The following is a 21,528-nucleotide window of genomic DNA, read 5'->3' on the forward strand; positions in this document are numbered from 1 at the left end:
AACCATTAGGAAATTTATAGCTAATGCTGAATAAAGATGTAAGCAACGCAAGCCTAATAAACACTAAACTCAACGTTGAACAGGAAATGCCAAACGTTGAGAATAGCTCTTAACGCTTTGTTAAAAACTGTATGAGCCCGCAAAGCCGTTTCCCCACGCTAACGGTGCTATTTACAACGTGTGGGACGCTTTAAAGGCCCAGAACTGCAGCCAGTTTAATACCTCAACAAACGAACGAAAAAAACCACCGCATAACCCGCACAAAACAACCGATTTAAATAATGTTTTTTTCGAACACATACAACCGAAACAAAACAAAAATAACCTTTTCCCCGAACAAGGCCACCGATCCGAACAGATCTACACCGCCAACCCCCCATTTACACAAACAACCTACGTTATTAATCTTGAAAAAGTTACAAAATCAAATATACAAACAGTGAAATGCAGGGCTAAGAGTAACCGCCCCACAGGCTTCGGGCGTGGCGTAGGACATCAGCCGCGGGGTAAGGGCGGGTTTATATGCCACTGGCGCCCGATAAACAGGCATTGGGCGTGGCAGACTGAGCCCGCATTGCTCCGGGCCGTACTGTCGCATGACAGGCCTTTCCTCATGCTTTTACCCTGGCATGCGACTGTATGAGCCAAGCAGCAATGAGCCCGCAAACGCTGTGCCGCGCTGTTTGTCTTAGCTATAAAGGCACAGGGTTGAGGGCGGAACAGGGCGAAGGAGGGGTTTATCGGGCGCCAGTGGCATATTCATTTGAGGGTGGGAAAGCCCCGCGGCTAATGTTCAGGGGTGGGGCGGCTCACACAAGCTGTCAGACAGCCTCTCTAAACTATATGATTAAGCAACTTTCTCGAGTTGATCGCAATAAAGATTTAAAAAGGGAGTAAGAAGAAAAATACATGTTGGTATTTCGCTCTTTATATCCAAAATTGATCTATTTTTGATTTTGTAACTAATTCAATATTGCTTGCAATAAAAATTTAGAAAGTGCCACTATTATTGTATAGTATACAAAATACTATACATGGAGCATGGGTATGACTGTTATATATAGAGCTAAGTGTTTGGATTGTAAACATGAATGGACTAGTCGACGGGGAGCAGGTACACCTGATTACTGTCCTCAATGCAGAAGTAAAAGAATCAGTTCAAGTCCTATTGGATAAAATAAAAAATAGCGATATCAATAATTTAGTTGATATCGCTATTTTTTTAAGATTTTAACTCAGTATACGCAACTTAGCTTTACCTTCTTGAATTTCGTTCTTTTAATTCTTCAAGCATAGGGCGGCAAAACTCTTTAATTTCATCAAGTAACGGTTTCAACTTCCCGTTTATTTCAGAAGTTTTTTCTTTAGCATCAATAAACTTATTTTCTAATGTAATATTTTCTTTTGATAAAAAGTCAATTTCCTTTGAGTTTTTTTCAAAAACAATTCTGTACTCATTAACAATAGGATTTAATTCATCAAAGAATCCATCTGGTAGGTTTTTAATTGGGCAGTTTGGAATGATTCCATTTAAATAATCTAGCATATATGAATTAAAATCAACATCATCTAAACTTAGTAATCCATTAGCAAAGTCAGTTAACAAAATATTAGTTTTAACATCACCTAGAAATGAAAGACTTTTTTTATTTTTATATGAAGAAACCTTATAAAATTCACCATCTGGAATTAATTTAGAAACAATAACCCATATTTGATATGCTTTATCATCTAATAACATATTCAATTCAATTGTTTTTTCCTTATTATTTTTTATATCATCTGAAATGTTTTTTTGATACCTTTTTTGTTCTGCCAATCGGTTATTTATTGTTTCCGCATCTTTAACCAAGGATCTCTGACTAGATGTTAAATTTAGTTTTTGTGCTTGCTCCAAATAATTTTTAGTTATTGTGGTAGTACCTTGACTCATAACTTCTGAAGCTACGGCTACAATTGCTTTTCCTGCAAAATTCGCAGCCTTTAATAAAAAATTACCAAATCCCATTTTCATTCCTTAAAAATTAGTTGCTTTATGTTGTATGTACCACTGTTTATAGTTTATACCATTTTTCATTTAAACTTTTGAAGTTAAATTACAAAAAAACGTGCACTGAGCACGTTTTTACGTAACGAATAGAGCAACTAATTAATTCCAGAAATTCCCACTATATTGAGGCAGATTAGGGATGTTTTAGCATGGTCCGAAATTATATACATCAACTGCATACAATCTTCAGAACCTGTTAGCTGTCAAATCCGCATTTCTAGCTGGTCGCGTTCGCGCAAGTTGTGGCGCTTGATATAGTCGTTAACTGTCGTTGACGGTTCATCGATCAATTTGGCAATAGAACGGATACTCAAGCCCTTATCTAAATAGCTTTCGATCGCTTTTCGATGTTTATCTAACTTGGTCTTTTCTGCTTGGCCGGCAGGGCGGCCAAGTTTCATACCTGCAGCCTTACGGGCGGCCAATGCCTCTTTGGTACGCAGGGAAATAAACTCGCGCTCAATCTCTGCCGCCAACCCTAACACGGTCGCGGTGATCCGACTCTGCATCGAGTCATCGAGGATCATTTTTTGTTTGGCTATATAGACATGAATTTGGCGTTCGGTGCAAAATTCGAGGATTTCGAGCACTTGTAATGTGCTGCGGGCCATGCGCGAAACTTCGGCAAATACAATCACATCTTTTGGGGCCAGTGACTCTAATAAATCACCGAGTTTTCTCGCACGCCATTTGTGCTTACCGCTAACGGTATCTTCCACAAATGCCAGATTGCTTAACCCATGCTTATTAGCAAACTCTAAAATACCGTGTTTTTGATTATCAACATCTTGTGCATCAGTTGATACACGTAAATACGCATAATTTGCCATAAGTTACCGTTCGGCCTTATATGATTTAATTCGAACACCTTAATTATAGTGCAGTTATAGGTTTTATTCGAACAATATCACGTGATTTTAACTGCATTCTAAGGCGTCAGGCAGGAAATTTTTTGGATCGCGAAAGATCCTGCGTATTGCATACATGATTGAGTTACAAAATCAAGTTAGGTTTGAATCAATTCTCCAGAGATTTGATTCATCTTAAGGGAAAAAACCGCCCCAGAATAGCCGTAAACGGGGGATTGGGACGGGTTTTAGGGGCTCGCGTGAATCAGTCTGGTGTAGAGTGATTCACGAACTTAATTTTAGAACTTAGATAAAAATATCTAACCTCCATAACGAGCAAGAATTCGACAATGATTATCTAATTTCATCAAAAATTTACTGAGACTCGTTTGTGGAGAAAAATCCCTATAATCTCCAGTACTTGCATGTTCTTCATCAGCAACAATCAATGCTGTGGCAGTATACATATTTTTAAGCACCAATCTCTTACACAATAGATCATATCTTTCTAGGTAAGAAATACCTTCAACGCTAGGATACTTACCTAAAGCGCTTGGCTTATAAGTAGTTTTTCGCAAACCTTCATCAGCAAGAAAACCAGGCATAACAGGGAAAAAATTCATGTTAATAGTCGCAGATCTTCTTGTATTATTAGAATCTTCTACAAGTATTAGATAACCAGTAAAAATTTCAGCATTATCCCCAAAAGCACTCTCTTCGATTGCAGTATGAAGATCAATTCCACTTCCTAACACTTCCTCTGTTCTATTATTAAAATTATTTCCAATAGAACCAACTTGTGATTTTAACTCAATTGCAGCTACAAGATTCCCTTTAGATATAGCCACAACATCCCATGATTTATGTGGACGAAAAAAGCCAGGAAGCTGAGATGAATTTTTACCCGTATGGATTTCCACATCTTCCAGACCAGAACTTTTAATTGTATCTTCAATTATATTTATAAACCCATCAAGAGTCTTACCGCCAAGCACCCCTGCACCACCAGATCTTACAGACCAAAAACTCTTTACAGCTTCTCTTATTTTATCGTTCATTATTAGCAACCTAATACTTGTTTTTCTCTATCTGATAGGCAATACAAAGAACAAACTAGCTCTTTAGCTGCAGATATATCACCTTTAATAGCAGCCTGTTCCAACCGCAATCGAAGATCTTCAGATACAGAATCCCATAGTGGGAGACGTATTCTCCTAAGATGTTGAGCTTGAAAACGAAGGTTTCCTCCAGAAACTTTGGTTGAATACCCTTCAACGAAAATTTGCCCTATTCCAGAAATTAATACAGCCTGCAAAGCTTTCAGATTCCAATATTTTGAACATATGTAATATATAGAATTGTTAGGGTGATACACCCCTTCATCATAAACCACTGTCAACTGTGACTTAATATCTGGTATAAGAAGTTTTTCAGCTTTCGCTCGTTCAGGATAAACACGATCAATAGTTTTAAACCATGCAGACGGTGACTTCTTAGAAATATATCTAGACTTAAGTATATTACCATAACTCTCAAGGTATTTTTTTAGCTTTGGAAAATTATCCAAATTAATTACACCATCATTATCGTAAGTATTAATGATAAATTGATTATAATTATTTAGATATCCGTTTTTTATATCTACAGCCTTAACCATTGGAATCTTACGACTAGATTCTATGTCCACATTTTCATCAACTACATAAACTTTATTATTCCCTGTTGCAGCACCGATGAAAATTTGACAACCAGTATCTTCAATAAGCGGAAAATCTCTTTCTAATCTCTTAATAAGTTCTAGTTCATCAGACGAACCAAACATCCATGGTTTGGAACCACTTACCACGTCTTTTCTAACTATCTTACCAGCAAATTCAATAGTATCATCCAGCAATGCTTGCGCTACAACTTGAGAAAAATCATTATCAATTTTTGGATTGTGAATTATTATAGCCTGTGATTTTTTTCGACGAGATATTTGTGTTATTGCAGGATAGGTAAGTACTTCAGATTGAAAAGCATCTTGACCATACATGTCGACATATAGATCTAATTGATATCCACCATCAATATATTTCCGTAAAGATGAACCATAACTATTTTTAGTCCATCTGTCAGTGCATATAAATGAAAGCACGCCATTTTCTTTTAGTAATGACAACGATTTCTCATAAAATGCGACGTAAAGATCTGCTCGCTCTTTCATGGTGACAAACTTATTTCTATACGCATCTAGTAGTTTATAAGGGATATTTTCAATACGAACATAAGGAGGGTTTCCAACAATATGCGTATAGAAAGATGAACTATCGTTTAGCAAAAAATCATCATTTTTATACCACTCGTTGACAAGCATTTGAGCATTGGCATCATCGAAGATTGTTCTTAAAACTTGATATGTTTTTCTTTTAGCTATAGCAATACTATCATTTGATATGTCATAGGCTGTAATCAATTTAAGAAATCGTCCAGCACTAAGCAACTCGGACTTGTTTGACGCTTTAATTTTCAAACAAAGCTCTTCCGCGATAGCATGAACAAATGCACCTTGACCGCAAGATGGTTCTAAAATCTGAGTATCTGGGTTTAACAAAGCTCTACTGACACCAGAAGTACAAAGCATAAATTGAACTATCTCTGGTTTAGTGAAAATTTCTCCTTTTTCAGAGCTTGATTCACCCCAAATCAAGGCGTGTTTTGAAACATCTTCGATTGTGATAGTAGAGGACATATTTTCTTACTTCTGTACATGAGAGTTAGCGTCAAACAGAGTTTAACATAGTTACTATGATGAACGTTGAGTACCTACCGATACTCCTGTCACATCAATTTAATTATAAAATGACTTCAACATCCATCTTTGGCCAGAAGAACTGGAAAAAGGGATTCTGAAATGTTCCCAAATAGTAACTTAACCCACTAACTCACATAAATAAACTATCTACAAAGGCTGAGTCATGGCTGTTATAGCTTCAACGAACGACATGTGAATGTGGACAAAGAGCGGCTGAGTCGCATAATCCATTCCTTACCAGCACAAACAGCAGTTTGATGAGGTTTCGGCACTAACCAGTAATAACTCACAATTATTACTGATTAGAAGTGCAAAATTATCTGCGTCGTCTAAAGAAAGTGCTTGGCAGATAAAACAATGGAAATAACACTGTATAAACAACCGCATACAATGCACTATGCGGCTTTTTTGAAGCAAAATATTTACAATAACCCCAATAGCCGATCAGCGTAAAAGTAAACGAAACGGAAGCCGCCACAAGATATTGGCTCGATAGGGTGACATCGGACTCCTGAATTGCAAGCCAGGCAAAACCTAGCATACAAGATGAGATGATCACACATGGCAACACATGGGCCCAAAACGCATTCAACGATACTTTATCCATTAAAAACAACCTCTCGATTACAATTTATGCTTCTTTAATCATTGAAAAGTCATGCTTAACCCCACTAAGACACTCTCTTTCAATATGCTTTTCACTACCCGCCAATGAGGCAATAGCTATGCGAAGCCGATGCCGGTGATTTTGTGTCAGAAAACGAAATGGACGCCAAGTTTAAGCGATGAAGAATTAATGCTGATTAGGTTTTATTGAGTAAGAACTATTCTTTAAAACCTTTGTATAAGACCACTCCGGATGCGATGACTAAACCGAGTGTCACGAACATGACGAAGATAGACCATAGTTGTAGCTCACTCATAATATACCTCTGCTCAGTTTATGTACTTCCGCGCTGTTAATGTTAACAATCACCCCATGAAGGAGCAATGCAAATTGCCGTCAATCTAGGATAAAAATGCTTATCTAAAGAGGTAATTTTGCAGCTCATAAATGACCATTCATGCTCACGTTTTTTGCATTGCAAATTTATCTCTCGAAAATAATGCTAAAAAACGGCAAATAAGGCCCACCCTTTCAGCCCTTATTTTTTGCATTGCAAAAAATCGATGACGAGTAACTTCGCAGTTCACGGGGCAAAAAAGTGTAGCCATTCTTTAGAACGGCATGGTTTTAAAGGTAATATTTTGCTTATTGTCATCAAGCGAGCGCAGATACACCGGCTCAGATTCCTGCCCATTTTTATAATGGCTATTCAGATAAGCAGTCTCGTCTAAGTGGGTGATAAGTGCCTTAATCACCTCTTGGTACTTCTCAGGAACCCGCATCACCACTGTCTTTTCATACTTGGTTTTACGACCAGCACCAGGGCGAGCACCACCATGTTGTCCTTTTACTTTTTCAACGTTTTTTTCATCTGACATCATAGGCTCCTTCGGCATGTCGCAAGTAATGAGTTTATTTCAACCTTGATATTGTAACTTTATCAAGATTTGATTATAATTGCAACAACTTAGAAGTGGTTAACTTTGACTATAAAGAGTGTTTTTGACAGACTAAAATTCACCACACACGCTAATTCGGCATGGAAATACAACTAATTACGCTCAGAATAGCCTGATTACCAACACGGAATAGGAGAAATGATATGCGTTATGCAACAGCGATCTTTGGTTCAATGGCATTGGCAATGTTTGTCGTCATCATCTTAAGCATGATAGTTGAGCGTCAGCCGCATAATTTCAACCCAGTAATGCTGGCATTAAGCATAATGCTTCCTGTCTGCGCTCCAGCTCTAGTCATTATCGCTAAGTACACTTATCCCCGCTTTGGTACTTGGGTTACTGCCGATTTAACAATGGTAGAGGACACCCCACCTAAGCGTTCTCGCCGAGCTAAACATCGTAAATAATCTAAGTCACTTGATAAAGTTACATAATCAAAGTTTTGAATATGTAACTTTATCAAGAGATACAATTAATTCGCAATAAAGGGAAAATTTAGCATGGCACTCACTCCTGAAATGCAAGCGTTAAAAGACGAGTTATTAGCCATGGTGAAACTGAAACTGCCCGTCGACGATCCCCTTGTCCTTAATTGGCTAGAAAGGGCTGCGAATGTGTTAGGAAAGGATCAACTCGACCCCAACGAGCTTTGGGCGTATGACAGCGCCAGCGATATGCTCGTGAAGAAAAAAAAGCACTAGCGCTTTTTACCACGCTGACGAGACTTACCTGACTCAACAGGCTGACGAGGTAAGTTGCTATTTGTACATAACAACAAGTATGCCGAGTACCCCAGCAGGCCAACTGTCGCGACAATCATAAACATACCAACAATCTGAATCGTACTCATGGCGCCCGCCTCCTACTCCTAAATGGGATATTGCACTGAGTTGATAGTAACAGCACTACGCGCCCAGATAAACAGCCGTGACCTGCAACCGACCATGACCTAACTCCTGCGTAATCACCGCCCTTGCCATCTTATCTAACGCCCGATGCGCCTCTGACAGCATTTTAGCCGCCACCCCAGATACGGCATGACATTCGAAGCCGGTTAATGCGACATAGCGTTGCTGTGCGTAGCGGTGACGCAAGCCATGCGCCCGATCAAGGCCAATCTTAAGACAAGTATTTTCATAGCGTTTCATTTGCTGCCTGTACATTAACTGCGGCGGAATGAGGGAACGGCCACGGGCTAATGTGCGCGCCTGTGCCAATAGTTGGCGCTGCTCATCCGTAAAAATCGGGATCGTGCGATCTCGGCCGCCTTTGCACCAAGACGCATCCAGTACCAAACGATCCCCTTGAATCGCCTTATCGACAATGATCTTCATCGCTTCCTCGCGCCTTAATCCAAAGGCAGCTTGAAGCTGCAGCGACATTTTTAGATACGGATCGGACACCGCATTAAGTTGGGCTTCAGTAAGCGTTTTTCCCTTATTTTCATTGGTGACATACACCCGCTTATCGATCCCTAAATCTGAATTTGATTTGGATATCACGCCCTTTTTGCCTATTTTTTCTGTGAGCCACCGGACATGCACCATGCGGTTTTTAATTGTCCCAGCCGACAAGTTTTCCGCCTGCCATTTTTGCAACAGTGCATCAATATGTTTTGGTTTGAGCCCCTGCAACTCTAGGTTTTTAAACCCTAGCTCCCTCAATTGCTTATCGACTAAACGGATCGTTTTAATCCGCTCAGATCGGGTTGCAAATGAACTGGCGCAATGTTGCTTCAAAAATTGATTGGCCTGAAACAGGAACGTGGACGCCATAATATCCCTTAAAATCATTTGAAAAAGTTACGAAATCAAAATAAAGGGAATGCGCCAATGTAGGCGCATTTACAATGGAATTAGGTTTGCTCGGGCGGATTAGCAACACATCGGCCTTCAGCATGCGCTAGGCGGCCACTTCGGAAGTCAGTTTAGTGTTAATGCTCGTTCCTACTGCCGAGAACAGGTAAGAACCCACAAGGGTATTGAGCAGGTGTTGCTAAGGGCAATTGCCACAAATGATGCGTCTCTGTTGAGCGCCGCCATCAAGTCTGAGTGCTAGTCAGTGATCCTAAAAATGTCCTGTTGGACGGGAGCAAAAAAGTTTTTCTTAAGGGGAAATATTGAAGCATCGAGAGATGCGCTGGAAGAAATGTCACTTTACCGCAAGGCAAATTCGCACGCAATAGCGACCTTCGCTATCACGCGCTCATCATGCCAAAAGAAGCCAACATCTCCCGCATGAGGAGCACACCAGGGAGGATGTCACTCCCTTAACATGGAGTGACATCCCCCCTTAAATGTTGGCTTCTTTTGACATTTGATTTCGTAACTTTTTCAACCTGCCCAAGCCGGCCACTTCACGCATACCAGCAGACTTCGCTAGCCGGTATACGCTCAGCGGCAAGAGATCGCGAACATTTTTAATCGTGTTTATAGGTGAGAAGATTGGTAGTATTAAGCGTTATTTTTAGACATCGTTAAAACGCCTAGGAAGCGTTTTAAGCAGCTTTATTCTGATATTGATAGAACGTTTGCGATTTTAAGAAAAAAACGCTGCAAATCTTGATTTAGGACTCTTAATACCGATTTTCGCTTTATCTTTCTGCTAGACCGTGAGCGAAGCGAACTAGCCCCGCAGGGTAACGGGCTATCCGCACTGAGATGGTTAAACGGTCGAAGACAAAACCTACTTACAGCGGTGCTTTTAAATCTCGCCCCTGCCAACGGCAGGAAATGGCGAGGCATTTTTGGGTAAGGGTGGAGCCTTTAGGCGAACTAGGGCGAAGCCCTTGGTCGCGGCGGAGCCGCTGCTTTTGGGGGGCGCCGGAGCGAGCGAAGCGAGGGGAAGGGCCGGCGGGGGCAAAGCCCCCAGGAGGGGTTCTTACTCCGCAAAATTGAAAAGTTTTGCACAGCTCAGATCCAATAAGATCCATCTTTTAAGATCCTAAAAGATCCTAAGAGATCCCAGAATCGCCACAGCCCAAGCACACCAAGGGCTACAGCGGAGGTAGGTGTATTCTAATTGGGTAAATGGTGTATTCTAATTGGGTAAACGGTGTATGCTAATTGGGTTTTAGGTGTATTCTAATTGGGTAAACGGTGTATGCTAATTGGGTAAGCAACCTCTTTTTTGCACAGAACAACGCTATACATCTAGTTTATTTAAAATCAATCACTTATATAAAAATTGCCAATAAAGCGTTTCACTAGCTATCCCGCAGTTACCCACAGCTCAATAAAACTAATTGCGATACTCTGACTTTTAGCTATCTAAAATACCAAAGTGTATTCTAATTGGGTTATAAATTGGGAGGGCGGGTGTATGCCGAGTGGGTTCAAAAAACAACCAGCAGTGTATGCCGAGTGGGTAAAATTTTCACCTACAAAAAAACTTTAAGCTCAAGTTTCGAAAGGATTTACAAAGCAACCTTTGATGTACGTTACAAAAATTAAAACAACGATACTAAACCTCAATTAGGTGTATTCTAAATGGGTTTCATGGTGTACTCTAATTGGGTTATAGGCATAAGTGGCGCACATGGAACAATCAGAAAACGCATTATTACCCATACCGGTTACCGAAAACCTTTACAGCGGTAAACTCCTAACGATTAGTAGCACAACCAGTGTACAGCCTAATGTTCTGCTCAGAACAGGCGTTTTTACGCCCGTAGGCCGTAGAACGAATGCGAATGATGTTAAAGCACAAGATCTCAGTAACGATCTAGTGAGCCTCGATCTCTGCCAAAAGGAAGGCTATGACCTGGTTACAGTCAGGGGCCAACGGCTGAATATCGAAACCGATTTTAAGGTGTGGTGCGGTATTGTACTGGTGTTCAGTAAGTACGGTTATTCCTCCAACACGGTCAAACTGACTTTTTCAGAGTTCGCTAAGTTTTGCGGTTATCCCAGCCGGCGTTTTGATAAAAACCTGCGTAAACAGATCGGGGACTCGCTCGGGCGTATCCAAAGCCAAAGTTTGACATTTAGGCGCAAAAACACCGAAAAAGCGGTGCATACGGGAATGTTGTTGCGGGCCATGTATGACGGTGAAGCCGATATTGTTGAGCTAATGGCCGATGAAACCCTATGGGATCTGTATCGGTTAGACTATCAAGTGTTGGTTAGTCTGCGAGTATTGGAAAAATTGCCTCGTGCTGAGGTCGCACAGTGCCTGTATTTGTATTTCACGTCTTTACCTGAGAATCCTCACCCCGTTTCTTTTGAGCGCCTTAGAGAGCGCTTGAGGCTTGAGACGTCCAAAAAAGAAGCAAATAGGAAGATTAAGATCGGTATTCAGAAGTTGGAGTCGATTGGCTACCTGTCTGGCAGCTTCGCCGTCAAGAACGGCGAGCAATACTATCTGATTGATCAGCGTTACAAGAAACTGGAAGCTGCAATTGCTGGCACTCTATTTTGATAATGTAACGTTATAAAAATAGAGTTGAATCAGTTATCTAAATTTGATGTCACTGAATAACTGCACAATAGTTTTGGAGATGGTGATATCAGCCTAATGAGCGTGATTCAGGAGCTCGCTTTTGGACAAAAGCGTGTTACCTATTTTGCTAATTTAGCTTGCGGCGAATTATCATAAGTATGGCAAAACCTCCAGTCCAGTGACCATTATTTGTTAACCACTACAAACCTAGGACTAAAAAAACTGAAATATTGTGCGTAGGAATAAAATTTTGTAAGCGATAGAGATAGTATGTTCAAAGTAAGCGATCCATCCCGAATACACCATAAGCCATACTACTCCGTTGTTGGCGATGCTAAGAGCATAACTTCAACAAACTCTAATACACAACATAAAATTACATAGTTGGGTCGACTTCGCTATCCCTGATTGTTAATACTTCACATCCTGTCGCAGTAACAGCAATGGTATGTTCCCACTGGGCTGATAACTTTTTGTCGCTGGTGACAACTGTCCAACCGTCTTTTTTTACTTTCACTTTCGGCTTGCCTTGATTGATCATAGGCTCAATCGTAAACACCATCCCCTCTTTCAAGACGAGACCTTTCCCTTTGACACCATAGTGCAAAACCTGGGGTTCCTCGTGCATCTCTTTACCAATTCCATGACCACAGTATTCCCGTACGACGCTATAGCCATTACTTTCAGCGAAACTCTGTATGGCATGTCCAACATCACCAAGAGTTGCACCTGGCTTCACCGTTCGAATCCCCTCCCACATCGCTTCATAGGTCTTTTTAACTAAACGTTTAGCCAGAGGATTCACTTCACCGACCATGTACATCTTACTAGAGTCAGTGATAAAACCATTTTTTTCCAAGGTGATATCAATATTCACGATGTCACCGTTTTTCAACTTTTGAGCTGCAGAAGGGACCCCATGACAAACCACATCATTTATTGAGCTATTCAATACGTATTGAAAGCCATATTGCCCTTTGCTTGCCGGTCTGGCATTGAGCTGATTGATGATGTAAGACTCAACTAGATCATTGATTTCAATCGTCGAAATTCCATCTTGAACAAAGCTATCGAGGTAATGAAAAACCTCAGCAAGTAGACGCCCAGATTCCCGCATCAGGCTCAGTTCTTGTGTGTTTTTAATGTTAGGCACTGGCCGCAATCCTTATCTCAAGCTCGGCAAGCTTTTTCTGCTCTTGCATGATTTCGACAAACGTCTTGTTCGGATTATCCTCTGCAAGCATGCCAATTTTGATCCAGTACTCTGCTTGCGCATTGATGGAGCGAACCATTACGGTACTCGCTCTTCGAATGTCTTCGTGAAGTTCATCGTTTATTTTGACAATACCCATGACGCACCTTTATGCACTTCGTATACGTTTCATATATGAAGTGTATTCTGAGGTGATACTCAATGCAACGTTCAAAAAGAAATTAATTAGGACAGAGACGGAAATCGATGTTGAAACGGTTACAATCTAAGCGGTGCTTTTGAGCAAACCCGAGGCTAGGATTTGAAACATCTCAACGGCTTTCGGGGTAATTGATTCTGGCGCTTCGCCTGCTGCAATCCAGAGCGCAGCGTTCATTGCTGCACCACTTAACAATCGAGCCGCAGCTTCAGGATCCATAGGTTTGAGTATGTCCTGAGCAATCAGCTGTTCAACGGTATGCTTTGTAACTTGAAGGCAACTATTTTGGCTCGGCCAAAGTGATGGGTCCCCTAACACAGCAGGACCATCTAATAAAACTATCCGTTGTACCTCAGGGTCAAGAGCCATCCGGATGTAAGCAACACCCTCACTGATAAAACGCTGCCATAACCCCTCAGCCTGTGCGCCCATTTCTTTAGCTCGCTTGGCCATCTCATTATCAATTTGATCAACGACGGCTGCGAATAATCCCCGCTTGTCACCGAAGCTATGGTAAAGAGCACCTCGTGTGAGCCCGGCATCTGCAGTGATGTCATCCATTGAGGCCGCTGAGTATCCTTTTTCTGCGAATGCTCTACGAGCTGATGCAATAAGTTTTGCTCGGTTCTCCGCTGCCGAAATATCTCTTTTTTTCAAAATTATCTCCAAAAACTAAGCAAAAGCATTTGACATACGGCGCGTATGTTAAAATCATACATACGCACCGTATGTCAATTTTGATTCATTCATCTCAGGAACCGACTTTGCAACAAAATGAAGCAATTTTCCCAGCAAACCGCCATGCATTTTATGAAATGCATGGATACTCCGCAGCAATACGCTCAGGAGAACTCCTTTTCGTGTCAGGCCAGGTTGGAAGTAGAGAAGACGGCACCCCTGAGCCTGATTTTTATGCACAGGTGAAGCTCGCCTTTGAAAACTTAAAAGCTGTCCTCAGTGCTGCAGGTTGCACACTCAGCGACATCGTAGATGTGACGACCTTTCACACAGATCCAGAAAACCAGTTTGGTGCAATAATGTCAGTGAAAGAAAAAATGTTTCCCCAAGCGCCTTACCCAAACTGGACAGCTGTAGGAGTTACCTGGCTGGCCGGTTTTGATTTTGAAATTAAAGTGATTGCCCGTATCCCCCAAGCTTAAACTCTTAGGCAAGAAATGGCAGAGCAAGCAAAATCTGTTGCTCTGCTTATTAACTTTTAAAAATCCCTTTCACATACCGACTGGCAATGGTGGGATATCACTATTCAGTCAAAATTAATCGAAGTAGACGAAGAGAAGATGACTCAAAGTAACAGATGTATAGACAACTTCGTTACAAATTGTCATTCTGCAAAAATCGTTGAGGTGAGAGTCGATAAAGGCAAACTACGATTGTCAGTTATCGATATAACTCAAGCGATGATTTTAGGCATCGATGGTAAATTGCATTTAATTTACCACCCAATTGCAAAGCTAACTTACCAGTCGTTGCAAATCCATCGGACCACTCATTGCACCTAACTTACCACTTGAACCAAAATTCTACTCTACGTGCAGTGCCTTAACCGTCAAAATCTCAAAGTTGGAAAACTACTTCAGAACGTGGCTTTTGTGCCAGAAGCGGATATTACAATGTGCAGGTATTAAAGTCCGCTATTAGTCGTTAGCAGAACGTTAGTGTAAGGGCGATGAGCAGCGCAGCGGGTTATGGTCCCAGTATTCTGTGTAAATTATCTTGGCCGGTTTCAATATTATGCTGTAAAAATCATGGTAACAACAGAGTTTAAAATTAATCACTCATAGATAGTAATTTTTTGGTAATAGGTTTGCCAGACCTCACGCTAGTACAACCGAATAGGTATTACGACCACGTTGTTTACTTAAATACAGCTGCTGGTCTGCCAGTTCTATAATATTACTATCGTAGCCTTTCGCTTCATCGGCGACGGCAATGCCAACACTGATGCTCAGTTTGGTGGCGGGAGTTTGGGGGTGTGCGATATCTAATTCCAATACATGATGCAGCATCTTTTTTGCCACGGTTACTGCGCCATTTATATCGGTATCGGCTAGCAACACTACAAATTCTTCACCTCCATAGCGGGCGACCGTGTCAGCCTGTCGCCCGTTATGCTTTAGGGCACTGGCCACTTTACGTAAAGCATCATCTCCTGCTAAGTGGCCAAACGTATCGTTATATTTCTTAAAGTAGTCGATATCAATCATCAATACTGCAAGAGGACTCAGTTTACGTCTATGTTGGGCAAGTTGGATTGATAAAACGTTATCAAAATAGCGGCGGTTATAAATACCGGTTAACCCATCCAGATAAGCGAGAGAACGCAGTAAGTCAGCTTGTCTTTTCAGGGCTAAGTGAGCCTTTACCCGGTTACGTAATGTATTTGTATTAAATGGCTTTTGAATAAAATCGACGCCACCTGCATCCCAGCAGGCATCTTCATCCGTTTCATGCTGCAAGCCTGTGACGAATATGACCGGGATATCTGCCAGTTGTTTATCGGCTTTTAATTGCCTGCATGTTTCTAATCCATCCTGCTCAGGCATTACTACATCTAACAAAATGAGATCAGGCCGACTGTCGTGGCAAACTTTTATTGCCTGTTTGCCGCTTGTGGCCATCAGAATATTGTACTCGTTGCCTAAAACCTGAAAGACAATCTGAATATTAATAGGTTGATCATCGACAACTAAAATGGTTGCAGGGAATTGGCTGATAGCTACATTTGGTATAGTGTCAGCTGACATATAAACTACTCTTTGAATTGACTTAACATTTTATCAACTATCACGACTGCTTGCTCAAAAGTCAAGTTGACTAGAGCCTCTTCAAGCTCTTTATTTAGTTCAGGTGTTTGAGCCTGCAGTGACGGTGCCAATTGCTGATAAAGTGGCAACGCTGCCATGTTGGCAAGATTGAGATGTTGCTTTAGCGTCATTAACTGAGCTGCCTGTTCCGTCCGGCTAACAGGGGCTTGTGCGGTAGCTATTTGCTGTTCCACTTGTAATAATTTCACCAAGTCTGTAGCGGTGTTAAGAGTTAACTTCAGTATATCCAGAACGTTGTTATCTACCTGATAACCGTCATCACTGTGCTCACGCAGCTCATCTTCCAAGCGGGCAGTAAGCTTTGCCAGATTGCTAAAGCCAAGTGTGCCTGCAGCACCTTTTAAACTATGAAACAACAATCGTGCATTACGACGGGTAAGTGTTTTATCCTCTAGTTGTTGTAATGCTTGCCTAAGGTCCTGCTCAAATTGCTTTAATACATTGACATAAATCGTCAGGGAATAACCAAGGCGCTGAACAGCAGCTTCGAGTTCAATATGATGCTGCTGGCAGAACGCTAACGCTGCCTGATCAAAATTCAGGTTTGATTTATTAACTTGTTTGACGTGAGGTGCTTTTTCTGCTTTATGATGGCTGAGAATTTTGGTCGTCAACTCGTTAAGATCAAAAGGTTTTGCGATGTGGTCTTGCATACCTGCTGCCAGGCAAGCGGCTATATCATCAGACATGGCGTGCGCTGTAATAGCAATAATCGGCAGCAACTGATGTCTAGGTAGCTTTCTAATCTCACGAGTGGTTTGATAGCCATCCATTCCCGGCATTTGTATGTCCATCAGTACCATATCAAAGTGCTCTGCCGTACTTTCCAGCATCTCTAACGCTTCCTCACCGCTGCTAGCAATTTTGATGGTCGCCCCTAGTTGCTGCAGTAACTCACTGGCAACCAGCTGGTTCGTCAAATTATCTTCTACCAGCAGTAAGGATATTCCCTGCAATGGCAGCTCGTGCGGGAGGGGGGAGGTCGGGAGCGACAGGTCGAGATCGCCAAAAACAACACTCTTTACTGCCTGTAACATCATATTTTTTGTAACAGGTTTAATTAAAAATCCATCCAGATAGCGCTCATAATCGTTATTTTGCTCATCGAGCAGTTCTTTTCCATGAGCGGTAATCATTACAATCAGTGAAACCACGCTACTATGCAATTCCCGTAGCTCGCGAGCGAAGGTTAGGCCATCTTTACCCGGCATACGCCAGTCTACGAAAACGACATCATAGCGAGTACTATCGCGGTGGGCTTGCTTGACTAATAGTGACGCCTCTTGCGCATCGGACGCAATCTTTGCCTGCCATCCCAACGAGACCGCAATACCTTGTAAAATTATTCGCGCACTGTCGTTGTCATCGACAATCAACACGCTCAACTTTTCATTACTACGAGTAAACGTTTGAGAGTTTTGGATCGCCCTCTTCTCCGCATTGCGTACGACGACGTTAAAGCTAAAGGTACTTCCACAACCAAATTCACTCTCTACGCCGATTTCACCACCCATCAAATTCACCAAGCGCTTACTGATGGCTAAACCTAAACCTGTCCCGCCATAGCGACGACTTATTGAAGAATCTGCTTGTTGAAAACCGGAAAAAAGAGCGTTCTGTTGCTCCAGCGTGATACCGATCCCAGTATCTTTAATACTGAAAGACAAGTTAATCTCGCCCTCTGGCAGTGATTGAGACCTAATTGAGATGAGTATTTCACCCTTATCAGTAAATTTTATGGCATTGCCGACCAGATTTATCAGGACTTGTTTAATACGGAAACTATCACCTAACAAATGCTCAGGCACATCCGCTGTGACATCGTATAGCACTTCCAATCCTTTTTGCTCTGCACTAGATGAAAAAACAAGGCCGATATCCTGCAGCAAATCCGTCAAACTAAATGGATGCGGGTCTAGCTCCAACTTACCGGCTTCAATTTTTGAGAAATCCAGAATATCATTTAACAAGGTAAGCAAAGACTTAGCTGCACTATAGGCTTTTTCTATATAGTCGGCCTGGCGTTGATCCAGCGTGCTGTTGGCTACCAATTGTAATAATCCCAGAACTCCATTCATCGGCGTGCGGATCTCGTGGCTCATATTTGCCAAAAACTCAGATTTTGCTTTATTAGCAGACTCAGCTTGTTCTTTTGCTTGTGCCAGTTCCGCTTCGTATTTAAGTTGTTTAGTTAAATCAAACGCGATACCAAGAAAGCCTGCTAGCTGACCTTGCTCATCTTTTAGTGCACTGAGATTTAGTTTTACTTGCACCTGTTCACCGGTTTTTGTCAGGTAGGTCCAGCGCACATTATCCGTTTGCCCCAGACGCGCTTTCGCTACAAGGGTTTCAAAACCGACCGCGATGTTGCTACCGAGCTCAGTGGTCAGCTTAGCGGCATGGTGCTCCACTTCTGCGGGCAGATGAAAAATAGACGGGGTTTGTTGGAAAAGGACCTCCTCTGCGCGATAGCCTAAGAGTTTTTCTGCTGCTGGATTAAAGGCCGTAATAATGCCTTCTTCATCGGTAGCGATAATGGCGTAGCCCGCGCTGCTAAGAATACTGCGCTGCAAGATATTAACACGTGAAATCTCCGCCGTTCGCAGTGCGACCTGCTGTTCAAGCTCAGCATTCGCTTTTAGTAAAGTTTGCTCTGCAATACTTGCCAGCTCCTGCTTATGACGGATTAACTGACTTCTGCGCATTAACATAAGTTGCAGTAGATACACGCCAAAGGCCAGGATGGTACTGACTGCCATTACTTCAAAAAATAAGCTGGTGCCAGAGCGCAGTTGCAGTTCATTAATAAAGCGATTGGTTGGCGTAAGCGACAGCTGCCATTGGCGGCCAAATACAGAGAGATTTAATTTATGTTGTAGAGCAGCGTCGTAAGTGTCTTTCACTTCTTGGCTGAAGAACTCGATTGGCGTTTGTTCGGTAATGTCACTGATTTGCAGAAAGACATCGTTTTCCAGACCTGCAACTGAATTAAGGACTTCGTTAATCAGGATTGGGGCGTAACTCCAGCCAAATAAATGTTCAAGCCGTTGCCGACTATCTTGTGGCACGGTTGTTGTTTTATATACCGGCATTAATATTAAAAAACCCTGTTGAGCTCGCTCATTTGCTTGTACTAAGGTAATGGGCGCTGTTAACCTCACATCGTTATTGAACGCCGCATCTAATGCTGCCTTGCGGCGCATTGCTTCGGAACCAATATCAACCCCCACGGCCTCTCGGTTGTTTTGCTCAGGTTCAATATAGGTGATCACAAAAAGGCTATCTTGGTGTGGCGTAAGCTGCCTGATTTGGAAGTTGTAGCTTGGTCGCTCGGCAGCCATCCGGTCTAGAAATGCCGCAGTTTGGTTTGGTTCAACTTTGATGATTAAACCAAAACCACGAGCCCCTGGAAACTCCCTTTTATAGTCTCGCACTTGCGTATAGGCCTGCATATCGTTGTAATCAAAATGCTCAGGGGATAGCAACATTACTGCAGCACGGATGCCGCGCAAACCATATTGATACAGCGTGACCTTTTCCTGAACCCCTGCTGCAATTAGATTTAACCTGACAGTAACCGCATCACTAATTCGCTTTGCTTGGGTTTGTTGTTGCTGATCTACCATGGATGTTGCCACAAAGTAGCCAATAACTAATAACCCTAACGGTAGCCATAATGACATTAACCAACTGCGTAATGAAAATTTGGGAACAGAGATAAGTGACTTCATTTAATGCTCAGGAGGTTCCGATTGATATAAAAAAGGTTAGGGCCGATAATTTAGATGGAAAACCAACATCAAATTCAGAAAAAATCCAGCAACTGATTTGCCTGTAGGACTCGCTCATTATGAAACAGTCGCACCAGCGCGCCGTGTTTTTAAAACAAGTTGAGCCAACCAGTAAATTAGAAACTTATTAAAAATATCAATCTAAGCTCAAAAAGCAAAACTTTCAAGTTGCATTGAGCTTATGTCGATATGAATAGTCATATTTAATCTACAGAGCAAGGACAAATTAGCGCCCCCTAACATTGTCAATCCAACTTAATTGCGTGATCTACGGAAATCAATAGAAGCAGATCGCTTTGAAGATGATTGTTGTAGTAAAAAGTTAGCTTGCCTTACTGAGAAGCACGATCCGAGTGACAATCAACTCGACGAATGGATGCTGGACACTGTGGTTGAGACACATGCCATTTTGCGGTTAAAAGTCCGTCCAACTTCAGGCGTTAATGTCCGCTCTATCAAGCAAAGCATACTTTCGCATGAGTACTATGATGCGGAGAGAAATTTCTGCTTTTCGCTCAAAGCTGTCCTTAGAGTATTTACGTTAACACATTTAGGGGCAGAACCCAGCTAGCTACGAAAGCTAGCGAAGTGTTGGACATAGAAATGCGCTAGATCATTTGTTCTAATTCGGGTGACTTAGATGAGAAATATATCTTAGTTTTATTCGCCATCCTAATTAGTCCAGATCCCTTTATCTAGTTCGTTTGCGACGTAGCTTAATATTTCTGTTTTTTAGTTTTGTAACTAATATAGTTATAGCCCGAATTACAGAGGCTATAGCTAAAAGTAAGTCAGTCCAGTCATTCATTTTATGTACCTCATTTTTTAAATGTTGAGATAATTCTAAATGAAAGGTGTCAAAGTGTATGGGAGGGGAAAGCCCTTTGATTTGTTCAGGTAAATCCCCCCTATACTGGTTTTATGAAAGATGCACCTATTTTCAGTCCTTCAGGTGTCTGACGCTCTTTGTCATATATCTTTGACAGAATTGATGCTGCTTCGATTGGATAAAATACTTCCAAAAATCTAAGTAAAGGTGTTTTCTGGCGGCAATCTGTCAGTGGTTTCGTTGGCTTTATATTTGCGTGCCAGACGAGGCTATAACACACAGTGACAATAAATTGTTCTGCCTTACTATCGCTCCTTTTTGCGAAATTTATCCTGTCAATCTGTTTATCGATAAGATCCTTCACTTCGAATAGTTTTTCTATAGCAGACTTTAGTTCCTCTTCATCAAATTTTGACCATGAGGTAGGCTGAAGCTCGTTTACAACAGCTAAAATATCAGAAAAAGCATTGTCAGATAACTGCTGTGCTTTTCTTACTTGACATTGGTGCTGCTTATGAATTTCAGCAGTTTGTTGCGGTGTAGCTGAAAAGAACTGTGATCCATGAAACGTTCTTAGTGCATCACCTATTACTAGAAATACACCGTCCAACTCTCCATCATGGCGGCCAAAAGCTTTAGTTTCACGGTTTATCCTATCACGAAACCTTTTTCCCATTGCTTCATAAGAACGGTCTATAAAATTTAATGTCTCATCTATACCAAACTCAAATACGTCGCTTTTCTGGTAATGTGCCCTGATTCTATCTAGTGATCCTCTTTCTTCAACTGTTAGAGATAAGTAACATTCGTCAGTAAGAGCACCTTGATTCATAGATAGTCCATAAAAAGAAATAGTGATTATAATGCATAGACACAAATCACATTAGCTTTTCTATAGCTAAATTTTTTTAGGATTATTTGCCTTTTGAACTGCGAAACTCATTTCGGGGCA

18 protein-coding genes are annotated in these 21,528 nt (G+C 41.6%); 4 read left to right on the forward strand and 14 right to left on the reverse strand.

The window, feature by feature from the left end; translation table 11 throughout:
- Positions 1 to 1,255: 1,255 nt before the first annotated feature.
- The 6 genes from L5L91_RS21965 to L5L91_RS21990 form a co-directional block, all read right to left on the reverse strand.
- The gene (locus L5L91_RS21965; protein WP_263237764.1) at positions 1,256 to 2,008 is read right to left on the reverse strand and encodes a hypothetical protein; all 753 of its coding nucleotides are present in this window, start codon (positions 2,006 to 2,008) and stop codon (positions 1,256 to 1,258) included.
- Between the two features lie 245 nt (positions 2,009 to 2,253).
- The gene (locus tag L5L91_RS21970; protein ID WP_088587026.1) at positions 2,254 to 2,880 is read right to left on the reverse strand and encodes a recombinase family protein; all 627 of its coding nucleotides are present in this window, start codon (positions 2,878 to 2,880) and stop codon (positions 2,254 to 2,256) included.
- A 338-nt stretch (positions 2,881 to 3,218) separates the two neighbouring features.
- On the reverse strand, positions 3,219 to 3,956 hold the full coding sequence (locus L5L91_RS21975; RefSeq protein ID WP_263237766.1) for a PaeR7I family type II restriction endonuclease: 738 nt from the start codon (positions 3,954 to 3,956) through the stop codon (positions 3,219 to 3,221).
- 2 nt (positions 3,957 to 3,958) lie between these two features.
- Positions 3,959 to 5,629 carry an Eco57I restriction-modification methylase domain-containing protein gene (locus L5L91_RS21980; protein WP_263237767.1) on the reverse strand — a complete coding sequence of 557 codons (1,671 nt, stop codon included), beginning with the start codon at positions 5,627 to 5,629 and terminating at the stop codon, positions 3,959 to 3,961.
- Between the two features lie 379 nt (positions 5,630 to 6,008).
- On the reverse strand, positions 6,009 to 6,299 hold the full coding sequence (locus L5L91_RS21985; protein WP_263237768.1) for a hypothetical protein: 291 nt from the start codon (positions 6,297 to 6,299) through the stop codon (positions 6,009 to 6,011).
- Positions 6,300 to 6,910: 611 nt separating this feature from the next.
- A complete protein-coding gene (locus L5L91_RS21990) occupies positions 6,911 to 7,177 on the reverse strand; it encodes a hypothetical protein (protein ID WP_263237770.1) in 267 nt (88 codons plus the stop codon).
- A gap of 224 nt (positions 7,178 to 7,401) precedes the next feature.
- Between L5L91_RS21990 and L5L91_RS21995 the strand changes: the two genes are divergently transcribed.
- Positions 7,402 to 7,665 carry a hypothetical protein gene (locus L5L91_RS21995; RefSeq protein WP_261738100.1) on the forward strand — a complete coding sequence of 88 codons (264 nt, stop codon included), beginning with the start codon at positions 7,402 to 7,404 and terminating at the stop codon, positions 7,663 to 7,665.
- A 93-nt stretch (positions 7,666 to 7,758) separates the two neighbouring features.
- The gene (locus L5L91_RS22000; RefSeq protein ID WP_263237772.1) at positions 7,759 to 7,959 is read left to right on the forward strand and encodes a hypothetical protein; all 201 of its coding nucleotides are present in this window, start codon (positions 7,759 to 7,761) and stop codon (positions 7,957 to 7,959) included.
- Here the strand turns inward: L5L91_RS22000 and L5L91_RS22005 are convergent.
- Both L5L91_RS22005 and L5L91_RS22010 read right to left on the reverse strand, forming a co-directional pair.
- Entirely contained in the window at positions 7,956 to 8,108 is a 153-nt protein-coding gene (locus tag L5L91_RS22005; RefSeq protein ID WP_161808794.1) for a hypothetical protein, read from the reverse strand. The genes L5L91_RS22000 and L5L91_RS22005 overlap by 4 nt on opposite strands.
- A gap of 55 nt (positions 8,109 to 8,163) precedes the next feature.
- Positions 8,164 to 9,033, reverse strand: a complete 870-nt coding sequence (locus tag L5L91_RS22010) for a phage integrase N-terminal domain-containing protein (RefSeq protein ID WP_263237774.1) — start codon at positions 9,031 to 9,033, stop codon at positions 8,164 to 8,166.
- A 1,762-nt stretch (positions 9,034 to 10,795) separates the two neighbouring features.
- Between L5L91_RS22010 and L5L91_RS22015 the strand changes: the two genes are divergently transcribed.
- Positions 10,796 to 11,677, forward strand: a complete 882-nt coding sequence (locus tag L5L91_RS22015; RefSeq protein WP_088587034.1) for a RepB family plasmid replication initiator protein — start codon at positions 10,796 to 10,798, stop codon at positions 11,675 to 11,677.
- Positions 11,678 to 12,074: 397 nt separating this feature from the next.
- On the opposite strand, the gene map is transcribed toward L5L91_RS22015, so the two are convergent.
- The 3 genes from map to L5L91_RS22030 all read right to left on the reverse strand — a co-directional run bounded on the left by map (position 12,075) and on the right by L5L91_RS22030 (position 13,767).
- Positions 12,075 to 12,851 carry a type I methionyl aminopeptidase gene (gene map / locus L5L91_RS22020; RefSeq protein ID WP_263237776.1) on the reverse strand — a complete coding sequence of 259 codons (777 nt, stop codon included), beginning with the start codon at positions 12,849 to 12,851 and terminating at the stop codon, positions 12,075 to 12,077.
- On the reverse strand, positions 12,844 to 13,050 hold the full coding sequence (locus tag L5L91_RS22025; protein ID WP_263237778.1) for a ParD-like family protein: 207 nt from the start codon (positions 13,048 to 13,050) through the stop codon (positions 12,844 to 12,846). The genes map and L5L91_RS22025 overlap by 8 nt, the downstream gene beginning before the upstream one ends.
- A 126-nt stretch (positions 13,051 to 13,176) precedes the next feature.
- Positions 13,177 to 13,767 (reverse strand): TetR/AcrR family transcriptional regulator, encoded by a 591-nt coding sequence (locus L5L91_RS22030; protein WP_263237780.1) that lies wholly within the window; start codon positions 13,765 to 13,767, stop codon positions 13,177 to 13,179.
- A gap of 107 nt (positions 13,768 to 13,874) precedes the next feature.
- Between L5L91_RS22030 and L5L91_RS22035 the strand changes: the two genes are divergently transcribed.
- Complete coding sequence (locus tag L5L91_RS22035) at positions 13,875 to 14,270, forward strand: RidA family protein (protein WP_263237782.1); 396 nt, start codon at positions 13,875 to 13,877, stop codon at positions 14,268 to 14,270.
- 675 nt (positions 14,271 to 14,945) lie between these two features.
- Here the strand turns inward: L5L91_RS22035 and L5L91_RS22040 are convergent.
- The 3 genes from L5L91_RS22040 to L5L91_RS22050 form a co-directional block, all read right to left on the reverse strand.
- A complete protein-coding gene (locus tag L5L91_RS22040) occupies positions 14,946 to 15,875 on the reverse strand; it encodes a diguanylate cyclase (protein ID WP_218678307.1) in 930 nt (309 codons plus the stop codon).
- A 5-nt stretch (positions 15,876 to 15,880) separates the two neighbouring features.
- Positions 15,881 to 19,687: a CHASE domain-containing protein gene (locus L5L91_RS22045; RefSeq protein WP_263237784.1), complete on the reverse strand. Its 3,807-nt coding sequence runs from the start codon at positions 19,685 to 19,687 to the stop codon at positions 15,881 to 15,883.
- 968 nt (positions 19,688 to 20,655) lie between these two features.
- On the reverse strand, positions 20,656 to 21,408 hold the full coding sequence (locus L5L91_RS22050) for a hypothetical protein (RefSeq protein ID WP_263237785.1): 753 nt from the start codon (positions 21,406 to 21,408) through the stop codon (positions 20,656 to 20,658).
- Positions 21,409 to 21,528 lie beyond the last annotated feature (120 nt).

Source organism: Shewanella sp. SM55, assembly GCF_025654025.1.
GTDB lineage: Bacteria > Pseudomonadota > Gammaproteobacteria > Enterobacterales > Shewanellaceae > Shewanella > Shewanella oncorhynchi.

What these genes read in the sequence shown, in the direction of transcription:
- L5L91_RS21975 (WP_263237766.1), bottom strand. Translation starts at nt 3,956, where the DNA reads ATGAACGATAAAATAAGAGAAGCTGTAAAGAGTTTTTGGTCTGTAAGA.
- L5L91_RS22015 (WP_088587034.1), top strand. Translation starts at nt 10,796, where the DNA reads ATGGAACAATCAGAAAACGCATTATTACCCATACCGGTTACCGAAAAC.
- L5L91_RS21980 (WP_263237767.1), bottom strand. Translation starts at nt 5,629, where the DNA reads ATGTCCTCTACTATCACAATCGAAGATGTTTCAAAACACGCCTTGATT.
- L5L91_RS22045 (WP_263237784.1), bottom strand. Translation starts at nt 19,687, where the DNA reads ATGAAGTCACTTATCTCTGTTCCCAAATTTTCATTACGCAGTTGGTTA.
- L5L91_RS21965 (WP_263237764.1), bottom strand. Translation starts at nt 2,008, where the DNA reads ATGGGATTTGGTAATTTTTTATTAAAGGCTGCGAATTTTGCAGGAAAA.
- L5L91_RS21990 (WP_263237770.1), bottom strand. Translation starts at nt 7,177, where the DNA reads ATGTCAGATGAAAAAAACGTTGAAAAAGTAAAAGGACAACATGGTGGT.
- L5L91_RS21985 (WP_263237768.1), bottom strand. Translation starts at nt 6,299, where the DNA reads ATGGATAAAGTATCGTTGAATGCGTTTTGGGCCCATGTGTTGCCATGT.
- L5L91_RS21970 (WP_088587026.1), bottom strand. Translation starts at nt 2,880, where the DNA reads ATGGCAAATTATGCGTATTTACGTGTATCAACTGATGCACAAGATGTT.
- L5L91_RS22025 (WP_263237778.1), bottom strand. Translation starts at nt 13,050, where the DNA reads ATGGGTATTGTCAAAATAAACGATGAACTTCACGAAGACATTCGAAGA.
- L5L91_RS22000 (WP_263237772.1), top strand. Translation starts at nt 7,759, where the DNA reads ATGGCACTCACTCCTGAAATGCAAGCGTTAAAAGACGAGTTATTAGCC.
- L5L91_RS22040 (WP_218678307.1), bottom strand. Translation starts at nt 15,875, where the DNA reads ATGTCAGCTGACACTATACCAAATGTAGCTATCAGCCAATTCCCTGCA.
- L5L91_RS21995 (WP_261738100.1), top strand. Translation starts at nt 7,402, where the DNA reads ATGCGTTATGCAACAGCGATCTTTGGTTCAATGGCATTGGCAATGTTT.
- L5L91_RS22005 (WP_161808794.1), bottom strand. Translation starts at nt 8,108, where the DNA reads ATGAGTACGATTCAGATTGTTGGTATGTTTATGATTGTCGCGACAGTT.
- L5L91_RS22050 (WP_263237785.1), bottom strand. Translation starts at nt 21,408, where the DNA reads ATGAATCAAGGTGCTCTTACTGACGAATGTTACTTATCTCTAACAGTT.
- L5L91_RS22010 (WP_263237774.1), bottom strand. Translation starts at nt 9,033, where the DNA reads ATGGCGTCCACGTTCCTGTTTCAGGCCAATCAATTTTTGAAGCAACAT.